Genomic DNA, 23,099 nt, shown 5'->3' with positions numbered 1-23,099 from the left:
GCTGTCGCACAGATCGCCAGACGGCTGCCCAAAGTGGTGAGGGATTGTTAGAATGTGCGCAATACAGCATCAAGGGCACTCTATGCATATTCATATACTGGGCATCTGCGGCACCTTCATGGGCGGCCTGGCGGTACTGGCGAAACAATTGGGCTATCGGGTTACCGGCAGTGACGCCAATGTCTATCCGCCGATGAGCACACAGCTGCAGCAGCAGGGTATCGAGCTTATCGAGGGGTATGATCCGGACCAGCTCGAGCCGATGCCGGATCTGGTGGTGGTCGGTAATGCCATGAGCCGGGGCAACCCCTGTGTAGAGGCGATGCTCAATCGCCGCATCCCATATACCTCGGGGCCCCAGTGGCTGCTGGAACATGTGTTGCAGGATCGCTGGGTGCTGGCGGTAGCCGGTACCCACGGCAAGACCAGCACCGCCAGCATGCTGGCCTGGATCCTCGAAGATTGCGGTCTCAGGCCTGGTTTCCTGATCGGCGGCGTGCCCGGCAACTTCGAGGTGTCCGCCCGCCTGGGTGATGCGCCTTTCTTCGTGATTGAGGCCGACGAATACGACAGCGCCTTTTTCGACAAGCGCTCCAAGTTTGTCCACTACCGGCCCAGCACCCTGATCCTCAACAATCTTGAGTTTGATCATGCGGATATTTTCTCAGACCTGGCGGCGATACAGCGGCAATTCCATCACCTGGTGCGGATGGTGCCGGGCCATGGCCGTATTCTGCTGCCCACTCACACCGAGTCCCTGGAAACGGTAAAATCCATGGGGTGCTGGAGTGAACTGGAATATGTGGGAGCCGATGGCAAGTGGCAGGCCGAGCTGTTGGGGCAGGATGGCAGCCGCTTTGCGGTCTGGCTGGACGGCAACCGAATTGGCGAGGTGAACTGGTCCTGTATCGGCCTGCACAATGTCCATAACGGCCTGATGGCGCTGGCGGCAGCGCGTCATGCGGGGGTGCCGGTGGCTGAGGCCATCGCCGCCCTCAACCTGTTCCGCTCACCGAAGCGGCGCATGGAGCTAAAAGGCGAGGTGGCCGGCATTCGGCTATGGGACGACTTCGCCCATCATCCGACCGCCATCGCCACCACCCTGGCCGGGCTGAAAGCCAGTATGGCCAACGGCCGCATCCTGGCCGTGCTGGAGCCCAGATCCAACACCATGAAACTGGGAATACACCAGCAGGAGCTGGTGGACTCCCTGGCCCAGGCGGATCAGACCTATCTGTTCCAGCCGCCCGGGCTGGGATGGGATCTGGCGGCGGCGGCGGCGGCCTGCCCCGAGGGCCGAATGTTCCGGCAGCTGGATGAGCTGATCGCCGTGCTGGTCGATGCGGCACGGGCCGGAGACCAGATACTGATCATGAGCAATGGCGGTTTTGGCGGCATCCACGAACGCCTGTTGCAGGCATTGAGGGCAAACCATGTACCCGCGTGAACAGCAAATTACCCTGGCGCTGAGCGGTGCGTCCGGCGCCCCCTATGCCCTGGCCCTGCTGCGCCAGCTGTTGGCGGCCGGCATGCAGGTGCACCTGCTGGTATCCAGTGCCGCTCGTGTGGTCCTGGCGACCGAGCAGGGAGAGCAATGGCCGGCCAAGCCGGAGCAGCTGTCCGCTTATTTGTGTGAACGCTACGGCGCCGCACCTGGCCAGGTACGGGCCTATGGCAAGGAGGAATGGTTCTCGCCGGTGGCCTCGGGCTCGGGCGCCCCCCGGCGCATGGTGATCTGTCCCTGTTCCATGGGCACGGTGGCCTCCATTGCCAGCGGCGCCTCCGAGAACCTGATCGAGCGCGCCGCCGACGTGGTGATCAAGGAAAAAGGTCAGCTGATCCTGGTGCCCCGGGAATCGCCGCTATCCGAGATCCACCTGGAAAATCTGCTAAAACTGGCTCGCATGGGGGTGACCATTATGCCGGCGGCCCCGGGCTTTTATCACCAGCCAGAGGGCATCGAGGATCTGGTGGATTTCATGGTGGCGCGGATCCTGGATCATCTGGGTCTGGATCAGGATCTGGTGGTACGCTGGGGTTATGGCCAGAAAAACCAAAGCTTGAAGCCGGACTCTTAGTCACAAGTTCTTGCTGATTCCAGTCCCGCGCATTTTCGTCAGGCAAAGCGCACAGCTTCTTCGGCACGCCGTGAACACCTATAGTGCCCAGCGCCCCATGGAGGGGCTTGAAGCGTGTCGGCGGAGCGCAACCTCGCTGCCGCTTCGCATGGTGCATCCGCGTTTGTGCACAGATGGGGGAATTCCGCTAAAATACCGCTTTAATCACAGCCGGGTGTTATTTACCCGAACGGAGCAGTAATAATGAAACACCGAGTGGATGTGCTGATCGGCACCGATGAGGTCAATGCCAGAACTCAGGCCCTGGGCGAACAGATTAACACCCACTATCAGGGCGTCGACGAAGTGGTCATGGTGGGCCTGCTGCGGGGCTCCTGCATCTTTATGGCCGATCTGTGCCGCCAGCTCACCGTGCCGGTACGGCTCGATTTCATGACCGCCTCCAGCTACGGCAGCAGCATGGAGAGCAACCGGGACGTGCGTATCCTCAAAGACCTGGATGATGATATTCAGGGCAAGCATGTGTTGATCGTGGAAGACATCATTGATACCGGCAATACCCTCAGCAAGGTAAAGGAAATCCTGTCTTTGCGCGGCCCGGCCTCGCTGACCATCTGTACCTTGCTCGACAAGCCGGAGCGACGGGAAGCCGAGGTACCGGTCGACTGGGTCGGTTTCACCATACCCGACGAATTCGTGGTGGGTTACGGCATAGATTACGCCCAGCGCTATCGCAACCTGCCCTATATCGGCAAGGTGATCCCCCTGGAGTAAGCGCGCTCCCTATTAATATGAATGAATCCGATGCCTTGCATCCGGACCCCTGTCTTGTGCCCGGGCATTCCCCTGGGCATTTGTTTTTATTTCATGGAGCCAATCATGACCAAAGCACTGGAGATCGATGGCCTGCGCAAGACCTACGCCGGCGGTGTAGAAGCTTTGAAAGGGATAGATCTGGCAGTCAATCAAGGTGATTTCTATGCCCTGCTCGGTCCCAACGGGGCGGGGAAATCCACCACCATAGGGATTATTTCCTCCCTGGTGAACAAAACGGCCGGCAAGGTAAGGGTATTCGGCTTCGATATCGATACCCAGCTGGAACAGGCGAAGACCCAGATCGGCCTGGTCCCCCAGGAGTTCAATTTCAACCAGTTTGAAAAAGTGGGCCAGATTGTGATTAATCAGGCCGGCCTGTATGGGGTCGAGCGTAAAGAGGCCAAGGTCCGTGCCGAGCGCTACCTGAAGCAGCTGGATTTGTGGGAAAAGCGGGATATGCCCGCCCGCACCCTGTCCGGCGGTATGAAGCGCCGGCTGATGATCGCCCGGGCGCTGATGCACGAGCCCAGGCTGCTGATCCTGGATGAACCTACCGCCGGGGTGGATATCGAAATCCGCCGGGCCATGTGGGATTTTCTCAAGGAGATCAACGAGCAGGGTATCACCATTATCTTGACCACCCACTACCTTGAGGAGGCCGAGATGCTGTGTCGCAATATCGGTATCATCGACAAGGGGCGTTTGGTGGAAAATACCAGCATGAAAGGCCTGCTCGGCAAGCTGAATGTGGAAACCTTTATCCTGGACTTGGCAACCGATAGCCGCGAACCCTTCCTGTCCGGCTTTAACTGGCAGCTATTGGATGGCCATACCCTGGAGGTCGAGGTGAAGAAAGAGCAGGGGCTGAACGGTGTCTTTGCCCAGCTCAACGATCAGGGGATTCGGGTACTGAGCATGCGTAACAAGGCCAATCGCCTCGAAGAGTTATTCGTTACACTGGTGGAACAGGGGAGAGCGACAGCATGAGTGCGCAACGTTATTACATCGCCTTCAACAGCATACTGCACCGGGAAATTGTGCGCTTTACCCGTATTTGGGTGCAGACCCTGGTGCCACCCGCGATCACCATGACCCTGTATTTTGTGATCTTCGGCAGTCTGATAGGTTCACGGATCGGCGAGATGGGCGGTTATTCCTATATGGCCTTTATCGTGCCCGGCCTGATCATGATGTCGGTGATCACCAATTCCTACTCCAATGTGGCCTCTTCCTTCTTCAGCAGCAAGTTTCAGCGCAATGTGGAAGAGCTGCTGGTGGCCCCCGTGCCCACCTATGTGATCATTGCCGGCTATGTGGGCGGCGGTGTGGTGCGGGGTCTGCTGGTGGGGTTGATCGTCAGCCTGGTATCGCTGTTTTTTGTGGATCTGCAGATCAGCCACCTGTTCAGCGTGGTGTTCACCGTTTTTCTGACCGCAGTGTTGTTTTCGCTGGCCGGGCTGCTCAATGCCATTTTTGCCCGTACCTTCGACGATATCAGCATCATCCCCACCTTTGTGCTGACGCCGCTGACCTATCTGGGCGGGGTCTTCTACTCCATCAACCTGTTACCCGGATTCTGGCAGACGGTATCCCATGCCAATCCGGTGCTCTACATGGTGAATGCCTTCCGCTACGGTTTCCTGGGTATCAGCGACGTCCCCCTGACCGTCGCCTACGGTATCATCATCGGCTTTATCGCCCTGTTTTACGGTGCTGCCTGGTACCTGATCCATACCGGCTGGGGATTGCGCCACTAAGTAAAAAGGCAGCCAACCGGCTGCCTTTTTACTGTTCAGTGCGGCTGCTCGGGGGTCAAGCCAGCTGCAGGGGGATATCCTTGCTGGTGCGCACTATGTTGTTGTCCGCGTCCAGGTACACCAGGCTCGGCTTGTAGCCTTCAATCTGCTGCTCTGTCATGGGAGCGTAGGCGCAGATGATGATGCGATCGCCGACGGCGGCCTTGCGGGCGGCGGCGCCATTCAAGGAGATCATCTTGGAGCCCCGCTCACCGACGATGGCGTAGGTATGGAAACGTTCGCCGTTCTCGATGTTATAGATGTCGATCTGCTCGTATTCCTTGATGTTGGCCGCGTCCAGCAGATCCTGATCGATGGCGCATGAGCCTTCGTAGTTCAGTTCTGCGTGAGTTACGCGGGCCTGATGCAGCTTGCCCCTGAGCATAATGCGTTGCATATCCATCTTACTTCTCCGTATTGCAAAAGCCCTTATAGGGGCACTACCTGATTATCTATCAGTCTGGCCTTGCCCAGATAGGCGGCCATCAAAATCACCACGGCCCGGCTTTGCTCCGTGATGGGGTTCAGGGTATCCGCGTCGACGATGTCTATGCCGTCGGTGCGAAAACCCGACTGATCCAAATGTTGGCTGGCGGTCGCTATCAGGGACGGAAAATCCCGTTCGCCTGACCGAATCCGCTCAGCCAGCCGACCCATGGTGGCGGCCAGCTCGGGCGCCTGGCTCCGCTCCTGCTCGCTCAGGTAACCGTTACGCGAACTCAGGGCCAGGCCATCTTCGGCCCTGACCGTGGGGACCCCGAGGATCTCCAGCGGCAGATTCAGATCTGCGGTCATTTTACGGATCAAGGCCAGCTGCTGGTAGTCTTTTTCGCCAAAACAGGCCAGATCCGGCTGTACCAGGTTGAACAGCTTGCAGACCACGGTCGCCACGCCCCTGAAATGCCCGGGACGCAATGCGCCTTCCAGCACATCGGCAATACCGGGAACATCCACGGTTGTCTGCTGTGCCTGGCCCCGGGGGTACATGAGTTCGGGAGTCGGGGTGAACACCAGGTCTGCCAGCCCGACAAGCCGCTGACAATCCTGCTCCAGGGTACGGGGGTAGGCGGCCAGATCGGCGGCCCGATCAAACTGCAGCGGATTGACAAAAATACTGACCACCACCCGCTCGCAGCGGGCGCGCGCCTGATTGACCAGCTCGATATGTCCCTGGTGCAGATTGCCCATGGTAGGCACAAAGCCGATGCGTTCACCGCTGCGGCGGTATTGGCCGATGGTTTGTCTTAACTCGTTGAGGGTGCTGACCAGCTGCATCTTGGCTCCTTAACTAAAGCTGTGCTCGGGGCCCGGAAAACGGCCGTCGGCCACCTCGGCCACGTAGGTTTCAATCGCCGCCTTGACATTGCCGCCCTCGGCCAGAAAGTTTTTGGTGAATTTTGGCACATAGCCGGAGGTGAGTCCGAGAGCATCCTGCATCACCAGTACCTGGCCGTCGGTAGCGGGGCCGGCGCCGATGCCGATTACCGGAATATGCAACAGCCGGCTGACCTCGGCGGCGAGAGCGCTTGGCACGCATTCCAGCACCAGCAGCTGGATGCCGGCCGCTTCCAGAGCCAGGGCTTGTTGCTTGATCTGCTCGGCTTGTTCCGTCTTGCGTCCCTGCAGCTTGAAGCCGCCGAACACGTGCACCGACTGGGGCGTCAGGCCCAGATGGCCGCAGACGGGAATGCCCTGCCGGGTCAGCTGGGTGACGGTGTCAGCCAGCCATTCTCCGCCTTCGAGCTTGACCATCTGGGCGCCGGCGCGCATCAGGGTGGCCGCACCGGCGCAGGCCTGCTCCGGGGTGCTATAGCTCATAAACGGCATATCAGCGACGATAAATGTCTTTTCAACACCATTGGCAACACAGCGCGTATGGTAGGCCATGTCTTCGAGCGTTACCTTGAGGGTGCTGTCTTCGCCCTGCAACACCATGCCGAGGGAGTCGCCGATCAGGATGGCATGGGCGCCGGCCTGCTCGAATAACCTGGCAAAGGTTGCATCATAGGCGGTGATCATGGCGATTTTCTGCCCGGCCTGTTTCATGTCCAGCAGCCGGGCTGTGGTTATCTTGCTCATCTTGCGTTCCTGTTACTGCCCTGGCAGGCGGGTCATACCATTGGCTGGGCAAGTCACTAATAATTGGCTCAGGGCGGTCCCGCAGGGCAGTACCAAATCCGGGGCCAGATCGGCCAGGGGATAGAGCACGAACTCCCGGCTTTTCATGCCGTAATGAGGCAGTGTCAGGCGCTCGTCGGTCAGCACCAGATCGCCGTACAGCAGGATATCCAGATCCAGGGTACGGGGACCCCAGCGTTCGTCCTTGCGTTCGCGGCCATATGCCAACTCAATGTCCTGCAGGGCATCAAGCAGCCGGTGGGGAGCCAGGCGGCAGTCGAAGCTCGAGACGCCGTTGATATAGGGTGGCTGATCCTGCGGCCCCATTGGGCGGCTTTGATACAGGGGCGAGTGGTGCAGGGTGCCGGGTTCGGCCAGCGACGTCAGTGCCGACTGTGCCGCCCTTATCTGGGCCAGTGGATCGCCGAGATTGGCACCCAGGGCCACGAACACCCGGGTCATGTTTCTTTTCTCCGGCGCGGATGACGGCGGGGGCGGCGGCGCTTGGGTTTGGGCTTGCCCGCATCATGATCGGACGCCGGCTGATGACCGGGCTGATCCGCATGCCGTGGCTGGGGTTTGACCGGGTTGGCTTGCTGAAAGTCGGTCCACCATTCGGCCAGCTCGCTCAGCCGCGGGTCGAGTTGGGCCCTCAGCAACAGGAAATCGTAGCCGGCGCGGAACTTGGGATGTTCCAGCAAACGGTAGGGACGCTTGCCGGCCCGTTTGGGCAGGCGCTCCTGCAATTGCCAGATATCCCGTACCACGGAGCTGAAGCGCCTGGGGATGGCGATGGTCTTGACCTGGCGGCCGATGACGTCATCACAGGCCAGCATGAAGGCATCGTAGTAACCCAGACCACCGTCGTTGACGAACTCCTGGGTTCTGGTCTCGACCGGGCCCCATAACAGGGCGGCATACAGGAATGCGGGCGTGACCCGCAGATCCTGGGCGATACGCTCGTCGGTATTGGCCAACGCCAGTTCGATAAAGTGGCCATAACGGTTGTTGCCCTGGCCCATGACTTCGGCGGTTTCCGGGAACAGGGGGGCAAACAGGCCGTACTGGTGCAACAGCTTGTAGGTTTCCAGGCCCTGACCCGCGAGGAACAGCTTGAGGGTTTCTTCAAACAGGCGGGCCGGAGGAATATCGGCCAGCAGGGGCGCAAGGCTCTTGATCGGTGCCGCCGTGCGCGGGCTGATAGTGAGGTCGAGCTTGGCGGAGAATCGCACGGCCCTGATCATCCGCACCGGGTCTTCCCGGTAGCGGGTCTCGGGGTCGCCGATCAGTTCAAGCTTGCGGGCATCAAGGTCTTGCAGGCCGCCGGCAAAGCCGAGCACGCTGAAATCGGCGATGTTGTAATAGAGGGCATTGACGGTAAAGTCACGCCGTTCGGCATCTTCCTCTATGGTGCCGTAGACATTATCGCGCAGCAGCATGCCTTCTGCAGACTGGGCCGAGATATGCTTATTGGTATTGACCTGATGGTGATGACCGCGAAAGGTGGCGACTTCAATCACCTCCCGGCCGAACAGCACGTGGGCCAGGCGAAAGCGGCGTCCTACCAGACGGCAGTTGCTGAATAAGTGCTTGACCTGCTCGGGGGTGGCGCTGGTGGCGATATCGAAGTCCTTGGGCGACCGGCCCAGCAGCAGGTCACGCACACCGCCCCCCACCAGATAGGCGTCGTAACCGGCCTTGTTCAGGCGATAGAGTACCTTGAGGGCGTTTTCACTGATTTGTTGGCGCGAAATATTATGTTCGGCGCGCGTCAGTACCACGGGTTGCAAAGGCAACGCCTCCTCTTGTCGGGTCAGCAGCTTCTTACAAAAGCTGGCAATCTGGGAAAAAATAGGACACCTCGCAAGGCCTTAAGCTAAAAAATCGGCGCTCTATGATAGCGCAGGGCGTTAAAAATGAGAAACATCCGCACGATCCAGTTCTATCTTGGCATGGGCCGGGATGGAAGAGAGACTCCAGTGAGCCTGTCCCCAGGCAAGCAGGACGCCGGGTTCGGCCCCCCTGAGCTCGGCCGGCGGCCGCTGGCCAAGAAAATCCAGCGCCAACCACAACAGGGCTCCCGCACGGCGGCTATCCAGCCCGGGCGCATGATTCTGTTTGGACAGTTTGTGGCCGGCGTGCACCGCCAGCGGCAGGTGCACCCAGCCGGGTTCGGGGGCCTGCAATAGCCGATAAAGGGCTATCTGGCGCACCGTGGGCTCCAGCAGATCGGCGCCGCGTACCACTTCGGTGATGCCCGCATCCCGGTCGTCGATCACCACCGCCAGGTTATAGGCATATAAACCATCCCGGCGGCGAACGGTGAAGTCTTCTTCTGCCAGCGGTGCGGGTACCTGGATATGCCCCTGCAGCCGATCATCGAAGTCATAGACGGGGGAGTCCATCTTCAGGCGAATCGCGGCGCCCTTGGGTGGGCGATGGCGGGTTCGGCAATGGCCCGGATAGAAGCCCCCCGCCTCGCTGATCGATTTGCGGCTGCAGTGGCAGCAATAGGTCAATCCCCGCCTGGCCCAGTCATCCAGAACCGCCTGGTAATAGGGATAGCGGTGGCTTTGATAGACAGGGGACCCATCCCAGTGGAGGCCGAAGTCGTCAAGGGTGCGCAGTATGGCATCGGCAGCTCCCGCTACCTCTCGCGGCGGGTCCAGATCTTCGATACGCAGCAGCCATAGCCCCCGGTGGGCCTTGGCCTGCAGATAACTGCCGAGGGCTGCAACCAGGGAGCCAAAGTGGAGGGGACCGCTAGGAGAGGGAGCAAAACGCCCTATATAGCGGTCGGGCGTGGATGCGGTCATGGTTGGATCAGGCCGGCTTAGTAGCCGGCCATCTGTTTTTCCTTGATTTCGGCCAGGGTTTTGCAATCGATGCACAGATCGGCAGTCGGCCTGGCTTCCAGGCGACGAATACCGATTTCCACGCCGCAATGCTCACAGAAACCAAAATCGTCGTCGTCGATCTTCTGCAGGGTTTTCTCGATCTTTTTGATCAGTTTACGTTCCCGGTCCCGGGCCCGCAGTTCAAGGGCGAATTCTTCTTCCTGGGCAGCTCGGTCAACCGGATCGGGGAAATTGGCGGCCTCATCCTTCATATGGCCAACGGTGCGATCAACCTCTTCACGCAGCTGATTGCGCCAGGCACCCAGAATTTTACGGAAGTGCGTTTTCTGCACCTCGTTCATGTATTCTTCGTCGGGCTTGGGCTGATAAGGCTCGACGCCGGCGATCGCCAGAATACCCAGAGATTTTTTGGTTTCGACTACTGGCATTCCGTATCTCCTAACTATGCAATGTTGCGCCAACCAAATTTAAGAAGCGGCTATCTATACCAGAAAGCACGTTGACAAGGCAATTTTGCAATGTGATTTCTGTTGTCGGCCGTCGTTAAATACGACATTTTCCGCTTCCCGGGTCCGGAACCTGATGCCGATACCCTGGCACTTTTTAGTAAGACCTCCATATGGGGGCGACGGTTTCGCCTTTCAAGCACTGGTCGCCATGAATAAATGCTGGTTACCATGGCAGCTTATTAATGAACTATAGGTACAATCGTGCAGTTTTCCTCTTCTTTACAGCCAGCCCGGCTGATCCACCGATATAAACGCTTCCTGGCCGACGTGACCGTGCAGGGAAAGACCCTGACCCTGCATTGCCCCAATACCGGGAGAATGACCGGTTGTGCCGAACCGGACAGCCTGATTTACTTCTCTACCTCGAATAATGCCAAGCGTAAATATGCCCATACCTGGGAGCTCACCAGGACGGCGGCGGGAGATTTCATCTGTGTCAATACCGCTCGGGCCAATGAGCTGGTGGCGGAAGCCCTGGCCGGCGAGGATATCCCCGAGTTTGCCGGCTACCATCAGGTCCGGCCGGAAGTGCGTTACGGCCAGGAAGGGAGCCGCATTGATTTCTTGCTGTCGGCCGGGGACAAGCCCGATTGCTATATAGAAGTGAAAAGCGTGACCCTGCTGGAAGGGCAGGGCCAGGGTTATTTTCCCGATACCGTGAGTGTGCGGGCGCAGAAACATGTGCGGGAGCTGATTGCCTGCCGGCAGGAGGGATATCGGGCGGCGATCCTGTTTTGCGTACTGCACACCGGGATAGAGCGGGTCAGTCCGGCGGACCATCTGGATCCGGACTATGCCGCCTTGCTGGCCCTGGCGGTGGCGGCCGGGGTGGAATGTCTGGCCTGGCAGGCGGAGATTGGCCCGGAGGGTATGCGTCTGGTGCGCTCCTTACCCGTGTTGCTTTAGCCTGAAGTCAGGGGCCAGCTGCGTTCACATTCATAAACCGGCCCTTTGCTGGTGGGTCGGGACGCATAGAGTGTCAGTCGATCCGGTTGGTAATGGATGGGAGATATACTAGGCAGTCCGCCGGCCGAAGTATGACGGAACAGGCTGATGTGGGGATGAAAGCCGGGACGCGAGGCGGGCAGCCCCAGTTCCTGAATACCCAGCTCCGTCTGCCCGGCGAGGGTAATCAGAGGCTCGGGGATCTGGGTGGGGCCGAGCCAGAGCACCCTGGCCCGACCAAAGCAGCCCAGTTTGTCCAGTTCCAGCCTGAAGGCCACCAGGGGCAGACGGTCTACCATCTGCTCCACCTGTGCCTGCTGTACGGCGTCCAGTTCACCCAGGAAGCGAAGGGTCAGGTGGAACTGTTCGGGCGGGATGCGACGTCCGGACAGGGCCAGACGATCCTGCAATCGGAGCAGAGGCCGCGTCAGCTGGCCCGCCGGGAAAGCCAGAAACAGGCGTTGAGTAGATTTCGGCATCCGGATAGTCCTTTGGCGGTGCTTTTGGCACAATATAGGCGTCTTTACCCATTCAGGTAACCTTGTGAGTCAGCTACCCATTATCGCCGCCCTGCCCCAGCTGGAGAAAGCCCTGGCGGCATCCCAAATCATAGTCGAAGCCCCGCCCGGTGCCGGTAAGTCCACCTGGCTGCCGCTCTGGCTGCTGGAGCGAGAGGAGTTTGAAGGCCGGATTATCATGCTGGAGCCCAGGCGGCTGGCGGCACGCAGCATAGCCCATTACCTCGCCGCCCAGCTGGGCGAAGAGGTGGGTCAGCGTATTGGTTACCGAATGCGGGGTGAAAGCCGCTGCAGTGCCCAGACCCGGCTGGAGGTGGTTACCGAAGGGGTGATGACCCGCATGTTGCAGACGGATCCCGAGCTGACCGGGGTAGCCATGCTTATCTTCGATGAATTCCATGAGCGCAGCCTGCAGGCGGATCTGGCCCTGGCCTTTGCCCTGGAGTGTCAGGCGCTGCGGGATGACCTGAAAATCATGGTGATGTCCGCCACCCTCGATGGTCTGGCCCTGGAGCGTCTGTTGCCCGACGCCCGGCTGGTGGTCAGCGAAGGCCGCAGTTTTCCGGTCGATTATCTGTATTTGCCCCGCAACCAGCACTCCCCGCTGGCCGAAAGCATGGGGCGGGCCATCCTCACCGCCTTGGAACAGCATGACGGCAGCCTGCTGGCATTTTTGCCCGGCGAGCGGGAGATCCGCGACTGTGAGCAGTGGCTGGCCCTGCGGATCGCCGATCCGATTGAACTTAGGCCCCTGTTCGGACGTCTGACCCTGTCCGAACAGCAGGCGGCGATAGCGCCGGCGGCGGCCGGCCGGCGCAAGGTGGTGCTGGCGACCAATGTGGCGGAAACGTCGCTTACCATCGAAGGCATCAGCCTGGTGGTGGACTCGGGCCTGGAGCGCAGGGCTCAGTTCGACCCTCAAAGCGGGGTGAGCCGCTTGTTGAGCCGGCAAATCGGTCAGGCATCGGCAACCCAGAGGGCCGGGCGGGCGGGCCGGCTAAGGGCGGGGGTCTGCCTGCGGTTATGGAGTCAGGAGCAACAGGCGCGGCTGTCATCCCGGCGTCCGGCGGAAATCGAGCAGGCCGATCTGTGTGGTTTTTTACTGGAATGCATCGCCTGGGGAGCCGAGCCCGAGACTTTACCCCTGCTGACGCCGGCGCCGGAGCCCCTACTGGCGGCGGCCAGACACCAGCTGACGGCCCTGGCGCTGATCACCGAGCAGGGTCAGCTGACGGCGCTCGGGCGCCAGGTCTGGCAGTTGGGGGCAGAGCCCTGGCTGGGGCATTTGTTGCTGTGCGCCCGGCAATGGCAGCAGCAGGGGCGGGACGGTGCCCTGGCCGATGGGGTTTACCTGGCCTGCCTGCTGGAAGAAGGCAGGCTGCAGCCAGGCCCGCTTTCGGGGCAGGTATTGGCCCGGCAGGAAGCGCTGAAGGGCGCGGCCCAGCGCTGGTTTAAACGTTTACAGGTAGCGCCCGGGCGGCCCAGCGGCCAGTATATGGGGCTGCTGCTGGCCAGTGCCAGACCCGACTGGATTGCCAGGGCGCGCCAGGACCGGCGCTACCAGTTGGCCGGCGGTCTGAGTGCCGACCTGCCCCTGGACAGCGCCTTGCAGGGTAAGCCCATGCTGGCGGTGGCGGCCCTCAGCCAGTCATCCCGGGGGCTGTTTATCCAGGGAGCCGAGCCGGTCGAGTTGGCGGCGATGCAGCATGGTCTGCCGGAGCATTTTTCCACCCGGGAGGCACTGCATTGGGATGCGGAGGCAAACCGGGTGAGGGCCGAACGGCAGTGGTGTCTGGGGCAGTTGATCCTGCAACGCACCCCGCTGGCGGATATCAGCCCAGAGCAGAAAGCCGAGTGCCTGCTGAATGAAGTCCGCAGGCGCGGCTGGCAGGGCCTGCCGCTGGATGAGACAGCCCGGCAAGTCTGGCTCAGATTGAAGCTGGCCGGACAGAAATTGGCCGACCAAGGCTTCGCGCCCTGTGATGAAGATGCCTGGCTGGCCGATGCCGAACGCTGGCTACAGCCTTATCTGCAGGGCCTGAGCCGCTGGGATGAGCTGGCTCGGCTGGATTGGGCCAGGATCTTTAAAAGCCGGCTGGACTGGTCACAACAGCAATTGCTGGATACTCTGCTACCCAGTCACCTTAGCCTGGCGACGGGAACCCGGGCCGAAATCCGTTATCGGGAACAGGATGAGCCGGTATTACCGGTACGGCTACAGGAGATGTTTGGCCAGACCCACACCCCCGAGCTGGCCAGGGGACGAGTGGGGCTGGTGCTGGAGCTGTTGTCTCCGGCCCGCCGGCCGTTACAGATAACCCGGGATCTGGCCGCCTTTTGGGCCGGCTCCTATCGTGAAGTTCAGAAAGAAATGAAGGGGCGCTATCCCAAGCATGTATGGCCAGATGATCCGGCCAATACCGCCCCGACCCGGCACACCAAGAGACAGATGAAACACTGATTATGGCAAAACAGAGCAGAACCAAAAAATCAACCAAGAAGCCGGTAGCGAAACGGCGCTCCTGGTGGGGATTATTCATCAAACTCGGCCTGGTAGGGGCGGTGCTGATGGGCGTGTTCGGGATTTATCTGGACGGCAAGGTCAAGAGCCGCTTCGAAGGCCAGAAATGGGCCCTGCCGGCCTTGGTATACAGCCGGCCACTGGAATTGTTTCCCGGGCAAAAGCTGTCTTACCAGCAGATGCAGCGTGAGCTGCAGTTGCTGAATTACCGCAAAGTGAGCGATCCGGCCAGGCCCGGGGAATATTCGGCCGGCAACAACCGCATCGAAGTCTATCGACGCCCGTTCAACTTTGCCGATGGTCCGGAAGAAGCGCGTCCGATGACATTGACCTTTGACGGCCAGCGTCTGAAGCGGATGCAGAATGCGGATAATGGTCGCGAGCTGGGGTATGCCCGCATGGATCCCGTGCTGCTCGACCGTTTGAATGTAGAAAAAAGGGAAGATCGTCTGCTGGTACGGCTGGAGCAGGTGCCGCCCCTGCTGATCACCACCCTGCTGACGGTCGAGGACAAGGACTTCTATCAACATGACGGGGTATCACCACTGGCCATACTGCGGGCCCTGGTGGTGAACATCAAGGCGGGGCGCACGGTACAGGGCGGCAGCACCCTGACTCAGCAGCTGGCCAAGAACTTTTTCCTGACCCAGGACCGCAGCATCTGGCGCAAGATTCAGGAAGCCTATATGGCGGTGATCATCGATTTTCGTTACAGCAAGGATGAGATCCTCGAAGCCTATCTGAACGAAGTCTATTTGGGACAAAATGGCAGCCAGGGTGTCTATGGTTTTGGCCTTGCCAGTTATTTCTACTTCGGCCTGCCGTTGAGCGAACTGACCGCCGACCAGATGGCGCTGATGGTGGCCCTGGTCAAGGGACCCTCTTTCTACGATCCCTGGCGCAACCCGGAGCGGGCCAAGGATCGTCGTGATCTGGTACTGCGTCTGCTGGCCAACGAGGGCCATATTGACCGTGACACTTATGAGAAGGCCAGCAATGCGGCCTTGCAGCCGATCGAGCGGGGCCGCATGGGCTATGGCCGGACCCCTGCGTTTATGGGACTGCTGCGCGAGGAATTGCGAAAGCGTTTCGGTGACGAGTTTCTCAGCCAGTCGGGAATAAAAATATTCAGCAGCCTGGACCCCATTGCCCAGCATGCGGCGGAGCAGGCGGTGCAGGAGGAGGTCAAGCGGCTGAAGGCCAACACCAGGCGTGACGATCTGGAAGCGGCGATGGTGGTGTCCAACTGGCGCAAGGGGGAAATCAATGCCCTGGTCGGTGGAGCCGATCCCAGCTTTGCCGGTTTTAACCGGGCGCTGGCGGCGCGGCGGCCGATTGGCTCGTTGATCAAGCCGGCGGTCTATGCGGAGGCATTGGCCAATGGCTATACCCTGGCCAGCCCAATCAAGGACGAGCCCATTACCCTGCGCAGCGATGGTGGCCAGGTATGGAAACCCAATAACTATGATCGCAAGTTCCGTGGTCAGGTGATGCTGATCGATGCCCTGGCCAAGTCCCTGAACGTGCCGACGGTGAACCTGGGTATGTCCATCGGGCTGGACAAGGTGGTTGATAACCTCAAGCGGCTGGGGATAGAGCAGCCGATCAACGCCTATCCTTCCCTGTTGTTGGGAACCCTGGAGCTGACGCCCTATGAGGTCAATCAGATGTATCTGACCCTGGCCAACCAGGGGTTGTATCAGCCGTTGACCTCCATTAGAGCGATACAGGACGAGCAGGGTACGCTTATCTATCAGCATGCCCCTACCGCTACCCAGGTAATGGCTCCGGAAGCCGGTTACCTGGCCCTCTATGGCATGACCAAGGTGGTCTCCAACGGCACTGCCCGCCACCTGGCGGCCCGTTTCCCCAACCGGGTGATGGCGGGCAAGACAGGGACCACCAATGATCTGCGTGATACCTGGTATGCGGGGCTCGACAATGAAGAGCTGGTGACCAGCTGGATAGGCCGGGACAATAACGGGGTCACCGGGCTCACCGGCTCCAGTGGCGCCCTGCGGGTGTACAGTCGTTACCTGGACGAACGGGGCGTTGATTCGCTCGAGCTGGCGGTGCCGGCGGGCATCGATCAGGTTAATTTCGCGGTGCAGGATGGGGTGCCGGCGGATCCCCGCTGCGAACAGACCCGCTTGTTACCGGCCGAAGCGGCGCGACTGTCGGGAGTACGGGATTGCTACCAGCAGAACCCCCTGCAACAGGAGACATTCGAGCAGCCGGTCAGCGACTGGTTAAGGGATATCTTTAATTTCGCCCGTTGATCGCGCTTTGTCACGCCCTTCGGATTGGTATGAGACCACCGACGGGCGTGGTGATCCTTTCCCGGCAGCTCTTCTCCGCCGGCCTCCGGGTACCGGCTGGATCCCGGCTGCAAGATCCCTTTGTGTCCCGCCCTCTGCCGTTCGTTCCCTTTATCCACCCAATCGAGGTTAAATCGCCAAACTCTGTATATGCTGATGAATAGGAACATGGAGGATGTGTCATGTTTTACTTTCATCATGTGACCCTGAGTGTGCGCGATTTGTCGGTTGCCGAAGGGTTTTACAAGGGGTTGGGCTTTGAGCCGGTATACCGCTGGCAGGACGAGGCCGGCAGCCTGCAAATTTGCCACCTGCGTCTGGGACAGGCCTTGCTGGAGTTGTATTGTTTCCGGCCCGAAGACGAGCCCGAGCTGTCGGTTCCCCCCTGGGCCAGCGGCTTTCGGTTGGGGTTGCGACATTTTGCCTTGCAGGTGGATGATCTGGACAAGGCGCTGGACGCCCTGCACGGGACAGGCATGTTGATCGACAAGCCGTCGCCGGTCAATGGGCAGACCTGCAGCCGCTATGTGTTTATTCTGGATCCGGACGGTAACAGCGTTGAGTTGCTGGAAGGGCCACTGGTGGAGATCCAGCAGCCCGAGTAAGCCCGGGGTGTGTTCCGATACCGTGCGGAATCAGGCTCGGTATCGGAGTCCCCGTTAGCCCTTCAGGGCTGCAAAGGCCTGATCGGCGGCGGCCAGGGTGTGAGCGATTTCCTGCTCGCCATGGGCAAGGGACATGAAACCGGCCTCAAAGGCACTGGGTGCCAGATAAACGCCTTGCTCCAGCATCAGATGGAAGAAACGCTTGAATGCATCCAGATCACAGCGGGTGACCTGCTCGTAGCGGCTGATATTTTTCTCCTCGGTGAAGAAAAAGCCGAACATGGCCCCGACCCGGTTGGTGGTGAAGGGGATGCCGTGCTTGTCGGCGGCGGCCTGTAAGCCGTCTACCAGCGCCTGAGTCTTGGCATTAAGCGCTTCATATACCCCCGGTTTGGTGATTTCGGTCAGGGTGGCAAGGCCGGCGGCCATGGCAACCGGATTGCCCGACAGGGTACCAGCCTGGTAAACGGGACCGGTCGGCGCCATATGTTCCATCACCTCTTTACGTCCACCGAAGGCCCCGACTGGCATGCCTCCGCCAATCACCTTGCCGAGGGTCGTCAGATCCGGCCTGATGCCGTAGTGAGCCTGGGCCCCTCCCAGGGATGCGCGAAAACCACACATCACCTCATCGAAAATCAGCAGGGCGCCGTATTGATCGCAGATCTCGCGCAGGCCTTGCAGGAAGCCGGGTTCTGGTGGAATACAGTTCATATTGCCGGCCACCGGCTCGACGATGATACAGGCAATCTCCTGGGGGGCGGCGGCGAAGGCGGCCCGGACCGAACTCAGATCGTTAAAGGTACAGGTTAGGGTGTGTTTGGCGAAATCGGCGGGCACCCCGGGAGAGTTGGGCTGGCCCAGGGTAAGGGCCCCGGATCCGGCTTTGACCAGCAGGCAATCCGCATGGCCGTGGTAACAGCCCTCGAACTTGACTATCTTGTCGCGTCCGGTAAAGCCGCGGGCCAGGCGGATGGCGCTCATGGTGGCTTCTGTACCCGAGTTGACCATGCGTAGTTGTTCCATCGAAGGCACCAGGCGTGATACCAGCTCGGCCATGTCCACCTCAACGCCGGTCGGGGCGCCATAGCTCAGGCCGCGCTTTGCGGCATCGATGACCGCCTGGCGAACCACAGGGCTGTTATGGCCAAGGATCATGGGGCCCCAGGAGCCTACGTAGTCGACATAAGACTGGCCGTCCACATCATATAGGTAGGCGCCGTCCGCCCGCTCGATGAAACGGGGGGTACCACCGACGCCGCTAAAGGCGCGAACCGGTGAGTTTACACCACCGGGGATCAGCTGCTGTGCTTTGACAAACAAATCGTCAGACTTGGACATTTAAAGACATCCTTTCAGTAGGGTACAGACGGGAGGCAGGTCAGCTGCCAGGTGACAGGACTATAACAAAAAGCGACACATACTAGAATCCGACCATCGGGCTGGTGGTGGTCATAACTAATTTGGCACAATGCGCTGCACATGAAGGAGTCGCTTGATGAAAAAAGATTCGGTGGCCAGGTGGTTGACCTGTTCATTGTTGGCGAACCTGTTGTTGGCCACAGCAACAGGTTACCTCTGGTTGCGCTATCAGGATCGGGGAGAGACCCTGCAGGCGGTACAAAAGCAGGAGGCCGGCACCCGGCAGGCGTTGTTGCAGGGGCAGCTCGAATATCAGGCCTTGCTGAGCGCTCGGGATAGCCTGCAAACCCGGCTGCTTGAGCAGGACAAACGGCTCGCCGAACAGGCCCAGCAGCTGGTGTTGTACAGACAGGTGCTGGCGCCGGACGGGGCAAAGGAGCTGATGCTGACCGAGGGGGAGATAACGCCGTTGCCTGAGGAAGGCAAGTTCAAGTTCCGCCTGGTGCTGCTGCAGCCGGAGGGGCAGGGGACCAGGATTACCGGCCAGGCCAGGATAAGGGTGCAAGTGAGGCAGCAAGGTGAGATAGTGTCCCTGAGTGAACAGGAACTGGGCCTGGCGCCGCTGTTGCTGGACTTCCAGCATTTTCAGATCCTGGCGGGGAGCGGGCAATTGCCGGTCGGAGCCGAGGGACGGCAGCTAGAGCTGTTGCTGGAGCTGGGAGGCCGGAGTGATAAAACATTCAGGCTGGCATGGCCATTGCCGGGCAATACTTGAACTGATTACTCGGGTATTAGATAATTTTGGCCGACACCATACAAACGAGGTAGTGATGAGCGACGCAGTACCCATGCCGATCCAGATGAGCGATGCGGCAGCAAACAAGGTCAAGGCCCTTATCCTTGAGGAAGAGAACCCCGAACTCAAGCTCAGGGTCTATATTACCGGGGGCGGTTGTTCCGGTTTCCAGTATGGCTTCACTTTTGATGAAAAAACCAATGACGGCGATACCGAAATTGAAAAGAACGGTGTCACCATGGTGGTGGATGCCATGAGCCTGCAGTACCTGGTGGGGGGGACCGTCGATTATATCGAAGGACTGGAGGGGTCCCGCTTCCTGGTGACCAACCCCAACGCGACCAGCACCTGCGGTTGCGGTTCCTCTTTCTCTGTCTGAGGCGGCTTATGTCTGTGTTCGATTGGTTCAAGAACGATGGCAAGACCGACGGCACCCTGCCTCAGGTCGCCGGTGCCGGGCAACTGGCCCTGTATCAAAAACCCTGGTGTCCTTATTGTCAGCGGGTTAAGGCGGTGATGGCCGACCTGGGTCTTGAGTTGCAGGAGTTTGATACCAACGAGCCTGAGCATCTGCAGGCCTTGCTGGCCGGTGGCGGTCAGCGAATGGTACCCTGCCTGCGAGTAGAGGATGAACAGGGCAACTATCACTGGTTGTATGAGTCGATGGATATTATCGCCTATCTGAACACCCGCTTCGGAGCCTGAGCCCCATGACCGAGTTTGTGCTGCATCCGCAATTGCTGGCCGATACCCAGCGGTTGGGCGATCTGCCGTTAAGCCGGGTGCTGCTGGCGAAGGACAGTCGCTATCCCTGGCTGATCCTGGTGCCCAGGCGGGCTGACATACAAGAGATCCACTGGTTGACGGCGGCAGAGCAGGTTCAGCTGATCCAGGAGTCCAGTGCCCTTGGCCGGTTGATGGAGCAATGGCTTGCCCCGGATAAAATCAATGTCGCGGCCCTGGGCAACATGGTACCTCAGCTGCATCTACATCATATCGCCCGTTTTCGCTCGGATGCGGCCTGGCCCGGACCGATCTGGGGCAAGCACCAGGCCCTGCCTTATACCGATGCCGAGCTGGTGCAGGTCACCCTCCAGTGGCAAGAGCGGCTGGCCGAGCTACCTGATTTTCTTCCTGGCTAACCGCCAGTCTCATCCTGATGGTTATGAGCGTCCGTCTGTCATTCGGGCTGTGCCCTGTTGCTGACCAGCATGGTGCTGCTTTCCCGGGTTAGCATGGCCAGTAACCGCTGGGCTTGTGGCTTGAATTTTGCCAGCTCGGCGCCGGGCAGTACGGGGGCGTGGGGCAGGATCACGGTTTTGGGATCCTTGTGTACCCCGTTTACCAGAAACTCGTAGTGCAAATGAGGGCCGGTCACTCGACCGGTCGCACCGACCGTGCCAATCTGTTCTTCCTGCTTCACCCGCTGACCTCTTTTTACCATGCGTTTGTGCAGATGCAGGTATTTGGTCAGGTAGGTGCCGTCATGGCGGATCACCACATAGTTGCCGTTAAACTGGTTGTAGCCGGAGTCCACCACCACGCCGTTGCCGGCCGCCATCACGGGGGTACCGGTACGGGCCGCATAGTCGATGCCGTTGTGGGCACGAATCTGTCCGGTGACCGGGTGCAGGCGGCGGGGATTGAAGTTGGAGCTGATATGGGTAAAGTTGACCGGCGCCCGCAAGAAGCTTTTGCGCATGGCGCGCCCTTCGGGTGAGTAGTAGTTGCCGTCCGTATGGCGAACCGCCTGGTAAACTCGCTCCTGATTAACAAATTCGGCGGCGAGGATATGGCCATCGGCGACCGGCTCGCCCTCTTTGTAGCTCCGCTCAAAGAGCACGGCAAAACGGTCGCCGGCCCGGATATCCAGGGCAAAATCCAGATCCCAGGCAAACATGGCCGCTAGATGCAGTATCTGGGTTGGGCTCAGGCCAGCACCGGCGGCGGCATTCCAGAAGTTCGAGCTGACTTCGGCCTGGGCATGCTGAATGCGTTGTTCCAGCTCACTGGTCAGAATATTGCTCTGCAGTCCCTGGGGAGTCTGGCGTATCTCCAGGGTCTGGGCGACATCAACCGGATAGAGCAGTGCGGAAAACCGATCATCGGCATCATACACCAGGGTGATCTGTTCGCCGGGGTGGATCTTTTTCAGGCTGTCGGCAGGCTCGCCCAGCAGATCCATTTCATGCAACAGGCTCGAAGGCAGCCCCAGACGGGAAAAAATAGTCGAAAGGCTATCGCCCGACGCAACGGTGATCGAGACTTCGCGGGTGTTTGCCGGCATCTGCTCTTGCTCTACCCGGGAAGCAGGCGCGGCGGCCGGCTGCTCAGCCTGGGGGGCCCTGCTTGCCTGGCTGGTGTGTTTTGCCTCGTCTGGGAGCAGCAGCAGGAGCCCCATCAGGCCACCGACGATGCCGATCGCTATCTTGTGTCGTCGGGGCAGTAATTGTAATAGTTTGGTCACAGCCACTGAGAATGCTTCCCTGAATCTTGCTGGAAGTTTACAGGCTTTCCAATTTATCTGCCATTCCAGTAATATGCCTCTTCGATTTGCCCAATTTTTAGCATAGGAGTAAAACCGTCATGTCCCAGCTGGCAGCGGCATTAGCGGAAATCAAACGTGGTGCCGAAGAGATACTGGTCGAAGAAGAGCTGATTGCCAAACTGAAGGAAGGCCGCCCGTTACGGATCAAGCTGGGCATGGATCCCACGGCACCGGATATTCACCTGGGTCATACGGTCATCCTCAACAAGCTGCGCCAGTTCCAAGATCTGGGTCATGACGTGTTGCTGCTGATCGGGGACTTCACTGCCCAGGTGGGTGACCCGTCCGGCAAAAACAGCACCCGCCCGCCACTGACTGCCGAACAGGTGGCCGACAATGCCAAGACCTATGCTGAGCAGGCCTTTAAAGTGCTGGATCCGGAAAAAACCCAGATTGTCTATAATTCCAGCTGGCTGGGTGAGCTGGGGGCTTCCGGCATGATCAAGCTGGCCTCCAAGCTGACGGTTGCCCGCATGCTGGAGCGGGATGACTTTAAAAAGCGTTATGCTTCCGGTCATGCCATCGCCATTCACGAATTTATGTACCCCTTGCTGCAGGGCTATGATTCGGTGGCCTTGAAAGCGGATGTCGAGCTGGGTGGCACGGATCAGAAGTTCAACCTGCTGATGGGCCGGGAACTGCAGAAGGATGCGGGTCAACCGGCTCAGGTGGTATTGACCATGCCGCTGCTGGAAGGTCTGGACGGAGTGAAGAAGATGTCCAAGTCCGCCGGTAACTATATCGGCGTAGACGAGGCTCCGGATCAGATGTTCGGCAAAATCATGTCCCTGTCCGATGAGCTGATGTGGCGCTACTTCGAGCTGCTTTCCCGCCGTAGCCTGGACGAACTGGCCAGCCTGCGGGATCAGGTGGCCGAGGGTGCCAATCCGCGAGATATCAAGATCCTGCTGGCCAAGGAAATCATCAGCCGTTATCACGATGAGGATGCTGCCGAACAGGCCCATCAGGATTTTGTGCTGCGTTTCCAGAAAAACGCCATTCCCGAAGATATTGCCGAAGTGACCCTGACGGCCGGCGAGGAAGGTATTGCCATTGCCAACCTGCTGAAGGATGCGGGGCTGGTGGGCTCGACGTCCGAGGCCCTGCGTATGATCAAGCAGGGAGCGGTCAAGCTGGACGGCGAAAAACTGGAAGATGGCAAGCTGGTGGTGAGCGCCGGCCAGGCGGTCTATCAGGTGGGTAAGCGCAAGTTTGCCCGGGTCACCGTGGCCTGAGCCTGACGCTTGAACCTGTAAAAGGGCAACTCGAAGGAGTTGCCCTTTTTGTTCTGCCTGTCAAGTCATGCAAGAT

General features: G+C 59.6%; 24 protein-coding genes. 14 read left to right on the top strand and 10 right to left on the bottom strand.

Annotation, left to right across the window (positions count from 1 at the left end; translation table 11 throughout):
- The first annotated feature begins 82 nt into the window (after window positions 1–82).
- From mpl to DCS96_RS17580, 5 genes are all read left to right on the top strand, one after another.
- Complete coding sequence (gene mpl / locus DCS96_RS17600) at window positions 83–1,447, top strand: UDP-N-acetylmuramate:L-alanyl-gamma-D-glutamyl-meso-diaminopimelate ligase (RefSeq protein ID WP_116475723.1); 1,365 nt, start codon at window positions 83–85, stop codon at window positions 1,445–1,447.
- Entirely contained in the window at window positions 1,434–2,078 is a 645-nt protein-coding gene (locus tag DCS96_RS17595; protein WP_116475722.1) for a flavin prenyltransferase UbiX, read from the top strand. Before mpl ends, DCS96_RS17595 begins: the two co-directional genes overlap by 14 nt.
- A 243-nt stretch (window positions 2,079–2,321) precedes the next feature.
- Window positions 2,322–2,852 (top strand): hypoxanthine phosphoribosyltransferase, encoded by a 531-nt coding sequence (gene hpt / locus DCS96_RS17590; RefSeq protein ID WP_116475721.1) that lies wholly within the window; start codon window positions 2,322–2,324, stop codon window positions 2,850–2,852.
- Window positions 2,853–2,957: 105 nt separating this feature from the next.
- Window positions 2,958–3,881 carry an ABC transporter ATP-binding protein gene (locus DCS96_RS17585; RefSeq protein ID WP_116475720.1) on the top strand — a complete coding sequence of 308 codons (924 nt, stop codon included), beginning with the start codon at window positions 2,958–2,960 and terminating at the stop codon, window positions 3,879–3,881.
- Window positions 3,878–4,651 (top strand): ABC transporter permease, encoded by a 774-nt coding sequence (locus DCS96_RS17580; RefSeq protein WP_116475719.1) that lies wholly within the window; start codon window positions 3,878–3,880, stop codon window positions 4,649–4,651. Before DCS96_RS17585 ends, DCS96_RS17580 begins: the two co-directional genes overlap by 4 nt.
- A 55-nt stretch (window positions 4,652–4,706) precedes the next feature.
- Here the strand turns inward: DCS96_RS17580 and panD are convergent, their stop codons facing one another.
- The 7 genes from panD to dksA all read right to left on the bottom strand — a co-directional run bounded on the left by panD (window position 4,707) and on the right by dksA (window position 10,094).
- Window positions 4,707–5,093: an aspartate 1-decarboxylase gene (gene panD, locus DCS96_RS17575; RefSeq protein ID WP_456300737.1), complete on the bottom strand. Its 387-nt coding sequence runs from the start codon at window positions 5,091–5,093 to the stop codon at window positions 4,707–4,709.
- Window positions 5,094–5,119: 26 nt separating this feature from the next.
- Window positions 5,120–5,965 (bottom strand): pantoate--beta-alanine ligase, encoded by an 846-nt coding sequence (gene panC / locus DCS96_RS17570; protein ID WP_116475718.1) that lies wholly within the window; start codon window positions 5,963–5,965, stop codon window positions 5,120–5,122.
- 9 nt (window positions 5,966–5,974) lie between these two features.
- Window positions 5,975–6,769 carry a 3-methyl-2-oxobutanoate hydroxymethyltransferase gene (gene panB / locus DCS96_RS17565; RefSeq protein ID WP_116475717.1) on the bottom strand — a complete coding sequence of 265 codons (795 nt, stop codon included), beginning with the start codon at window positions 6,767–6,769 and terminating at the stop codon, window positions 5,975–5,977.
- 12 nt (window positions 6,770–6,781) lie between these two features.
- A complete protein-coding gene (gene folK, locus DCS96_RS17560) occupies window positions 6,782–7,270 on the bottom strand; it encodes a 2-amino-4-hydroxy-6-hydroxymethyldihydropteridine diphosphokinase (protein WP_116475716.1) in 489 nt (162 codons plus the stop codon).
- Window positions 7,267–8,628, bottom strand: coding sequence for a polynucleotide adenylyltransferase PcnB (pcnB, locus tag DCS96_RS17555; RefSeq protein ID WP_232818317.1), 1,362 nt, complete (start codon window positions 8,626–8,628; stop codon window positions 7,267–7,269). Before pcnB ends, folK begins: the two co-directional genes overlap by 4 nt.
- 90 nt (window positions 8,629–8,718) lie before the next feature.
- Window positions 8,719–9,624 carry a tRNA glutamyl-Q(34) synthetase GluQRS gene (gluQRS, locus tag DCS96_RS17550; protein WP_116475714.1) on the bottom strand — a complete coding sequence of 302 codons (906 nt, stop codon included), beginning with the start codon at window positions 9,622–9,624 and terminating at the stop codon, window positions 8,719–8,721.
- 17 nt (window positions 9,625–9,641) lie between these two features.
- Entirely contained in the window at window positions 9,642–10,094 is a 453-nt protein-coding gene (dksA, locus tag DCS96_RS17545) for an RNA polymerase-binding protein DksA (protein ID WP_116475713.1), read from the bottom strand.
- A gap of 282 nt (window positions 10,095–10,376) precedes the next feature.
- Between dksA and sfsA the strand changes: the two genes are divergently transcribed.
- On the top strand, window positions 10,377–11,081 hold the full coding sequence (sfsA, locus tag DCS96_RS17540; RefSeq protein WP_116475712.1) for a DNA/RNA nuclease SfsA: 705 nt from the start codon (window positions 10,377–10,379) through the stop codon (window positions 11,079–11,081).
- Here sfsA and thpR read toward each other — a convergent pair.
- The gene (gene thpR, locus DCS96_RS17535; protein WP_116475711.1) at window positions 11,078–11,599 is read right to left on the bottom strand and encodes an RNA 2',3'-cyclic phosphodiesterase; all 522 of its coding nucleotides are present in this window, start codon (window positions 11,597–11,599) and stop codon (window positions 11,078–11,080) included. The two genes, sfsA and thpR, sit on opposite strands and share 4 nt — an antisense overlap.
- Window positions 11,600–11,663: 64 nt before the next feature.
- Here thpR and hrpB point away from each other — a divergent pair, with 64 nt between their 5' ends.
- The 3 genes from hrpB to DCS96_RS17520 all read left to right on the top strand — a co-directional run bounded on the left by hrpB (window position 11,664) and on the right by DCS96_RS17520 (window position 17,082).
- On the top strand, window positions 11,664–14,099 hold the full coding sequence (gene hrpB / locus DCS96_RS17530; protein WP_116475710.1) for an ATP-dependent helicase HrpB: 2,436 nt from the start codon (window positions 11,664–11,666) through the stop codon (window positions 14,097–14,099).
- Between the two features lie 2 nt (window positions 14,100–14,101).
- A complete protein-coding gene (gene mrcB / locus DCS96_RS17525; protein ID WP_116475709.1) occupies window positions 14,102–16,438 on the top strand; it encodes a penicillin-binding protein 1B in 2,337 nt (778 codons plus the stop codon).
- A gap of 221 nt (window positions 16,439–16,659) precedes the next feature.
- Window positions 16,660–17,082 carry a VOC family protein gene (locus tag DCS96_RS17520; RefSeq protein WP_116475708.1) on the top strand — a complete coding sequence of 141 codons (423 nt, stop codon included), beginning with the start codon at window positions 16,660–16,662 and terminating at the stop codon, window positions 17,080–17,082.
- A gap of 54 nt (window positions 17,083–17,136) precedes the next feature.
- On the opposite strand, the gene hemL is transcribed toward DCS96_RS17520, so the two are convergent.
- Window positions 17,137–18,423: a glutamate-1-semialdehyde 2,1-aminomutase gene (hemL, locus tag DCS96_RS17515; RefSeq protein ID WP_116475707.1), complete on the bottom strand. Its 1,287-nt coding sequence runs from the start codon at window positions 18,421–18,423 to the stop codon at window positions 17,137–17,139.
- Window positions 18,424–18,580: 157 nt separating this feature from the next.
- On the opposite strand from hemL, the gene DCS96_RS17510 reads away from it, so the two are divergent.
- From DCS96_RS17510 to DCS96_RS17495, 4 genes are read left to right on the top strand one after another with little or no spacing between them, the layout of a single operon-like run.
- On the top strand, window positions 18,581–19,219 hold the full coding sequence (locus DCS96_RS17510) for a DUF6776 family protein (protein WP_116475706.1): 639 nt from the start codon (window positions 18,581–18,583) through the stop codon (window positions 19,217–19,219).
- A 55-nt stretch (window positions 19,220–19,274) separates the two neighbouring features.
- Window positions 19,275–19,619, top strand: coding sequence for an iron-sulfur cluster insertion protein ErpA (gene erpA / locus DCS96_RS17505; RefSeq protein ID WP_116475705.1), 345 nt, complete (start codon window positions 19,275–19,277; stop codon window positions 19,617–19,619).
- 8 nt (window positions 19,620–19,627) lie between these two features.
- Window positions 19,628–19,945 carry a glutaredoxin family protein gene (locus DCS96_RS17500; protein WP_116475704.1) on the top strand — a complete coding sequence of 106 codons (318 nt, stop codon included), beginning with the start codon at window positions 19,628–19,630 and terminating at the stop codon, window positions 19,943–19,945.
- A 5-nt stretch (window positions 19,946–19,950) separates the two neighbouring features.
- On the top strand, window positions 19,951–20,382 hold the full coding sequence (locus DCS96_RS17495; protein ID WP_116475703.1) for an HIT domain-containing protein: 432 nt from the start codon (window positions 19,951–19,953) through the stop codon (window positions 20,380–20,382).
- 38 nt (window positions 20,383–20,420) lie between these two features.
- Here the strand turns inward: DCS96_RS17495 and DCS96_RS17490 are convergent, their stop codons facing one another.
- Entirely contained in the window at window positions 20,421–21,713 is a 1,293-nt protein-coding gene (locus tag DCS96_RS17490; RefSeq protein ID WP_198650123.1) for a peptidoglycan DD-metalloendopeptidase family protein, read from the bottom strand.
- Window positions 21,714–21,826: 113 nt separating this feature from the next.
- Between DCS96_RS17490 and tyrS the strand changes: the two genes are divergently transcribed.
- On the top strand, window positions 21,827–23,023 hold the full coding sequence (gene tyrS, locus DCS96_RS17485; protein ID WP_116475701.1) for a tyrosine--tRNA ligase: 1,197 nt from the start codon (window positions 21,827–21,829) through the stop codon (window positions 23,021–23,023).
- Window positions 23,024–23,099 lie beyond the last annotated feature (76 nt).

The organism is Zobellella maritima, assembly GCF_003075035.1.
Classification (GTDB): Bacteria; Pseudomonadota; Gammaproteobacteria; order Enterobacterales; family Aeromonadaceae; genus Oceanimonas; species Oceanimonas maritima.
The sequence above is the reverse complement of the archived record's forward strand: the minus strand, read 5'-3'. Positions and strand labels throughout refer to the sequence as shown.

What these genes read in the sequence shown, in the direction of transcription:
- DCS96_RS17510 (WP_116475706.1), top strand. Translation starts at nt 18,581, where the DNA reads ATGAAAAAAGATTCGGTGGCCAGGTGGTTGACCTGTTCATTGTTGGCG.
- panB (WP_116475717.1), bottom strand. Translation starts at nt 6,769, where the DNA reads ATGAGCAAGATAACCACAGCCCGGCTGCTGGACATGAAACAGGCCGGG.
- folK (WP_116475716.1), bottom strand. Translation starts at nt 7,270, where the DNA reads ATGACCCGGGTGTTCGTGGCCCTGGGTGCCAATCTCGGCGATCCACTG.
- panD (WP_456300737.1), bottom strand. Translation starts at nt 5,093, where the DNA reads ATGGATATGCAACGCATTATGCTCAGGGGCAAGCTGCATCAGGCCCGC.
- DCS96_RS17500 (WP_116475704.1), top strand. Translation starts at nt 19,628, where the DNA reads ATGTCTGTGTTCGATTGGTTCAAGAACGATGGCAAGACCGACGGCACC.
- mpl (WP_116475723.1), top strand. Translation starts at nt 83, where the DNA reads ATGCATATTCATATACTGGGCATCTGCGGCACCTTCATGGGCGGCCTG.
- DCS96_RS17580 (WP_116475719.1), top strand. Translation starts at nt 3,878, where the DNA reads ATGAGTGCGCAACGTTATTACATCGCCTTCAACAGCATACTGCACCGG.
- tyrS (WP_116475701.1), top strand. Translation starts at nt 21,827, where the DNA reads ATGTCCCAGCTGGCAGCGGCATTAGCGGAAATCAAACGTGGTGCCGAA.
- mrcB (WP_116475709.1), top strand. Translation starts at nt 14,102, where the DNA reads ATGGCAAAACAGAGCAGAACCAAAAAATCAACCAAGAAGCCGGTAGCG.
- thpR (WP_116475711.1), bottom strand. Translation starts at nt 11,599, where the DNA reads ATGCCGAAATCTACTCAACGCCTGTTTCTGGCTTTCCCGGCGGGCCAG.
- erpA (WP_116475705.1), top strand. Translation starts at nt 19,275, where the DNA reads ATGAGCGACGCAGTACCCATGCCGATCCAGATGAGCGATGCGGCAGCA.
- panC (WP_116475718.1), bottom strand. Translation starts at nt 5,965, where the DNA reads ATGCAGCTGGTCAGCACCCTCAACGAGTTAAGACAAACCATCGGCCAA.
- DCS96_RS17595 (WP_116475722.1), top strand. Translation starts at nt 1,434, where the DNA reads ATGTACCCGCGTGAACAGCAAATTACCCTGGCGCTGAGCGGTGCGTCC.
- DCS96_RS17495 (WP_116475703.1), top strand. Translation starts at nt 19,951, where the DNA reads ATGACCGAGTTTGTGCTGCATCCGCAATTGCTGGCCGATACCCAGCGG.
- hpt (WP_116475721.1), top strand. Translation starts at nt 2,322, where the DNA reads ATGAAACACCGAGTGGATGTGCTGATCGGCACCGATGAGGTCAATGCC.
- DCS96_RS17585 (WP_116475720.1), top strand. Translation starts at nt 2,958, where the DNA reads ATGACCAAAGCACTGGAGATCGATGGCCTGCGCAAGACCTACGCCGGC.
- dksA (WP_116475713.1), bottom strand. Translation starts at nt 10,094, where the DNA reads ATGCCAGTAGTCGAAACCAAAAAATCTCTGGGTATTCTGGCGATCGCC.
- gluQRS (WP_116475714.1), bottom strand. Translation starts at nt 9,624, where the DNA reads ATGACCGCATCCACGCCCGACCGCTATATAGGGCGTTTTGCTCCCTCT.
- DCS96_RS17520 (WP_116475708.1), top strand. Translation starts at nt 16,660, where the DNA reads ATGTTTTACTTTCATCATGTGACCCTGAGTGTGCGCGATTTGTCGGTT.
- hemL (WP_116475707.1), bottom strand. Translation starts at nt 18,423, where the DNA reads ATGTCCAAGTCTGACGATTTGTTTGTCAAAGCACAGCAGCTGATCCCC.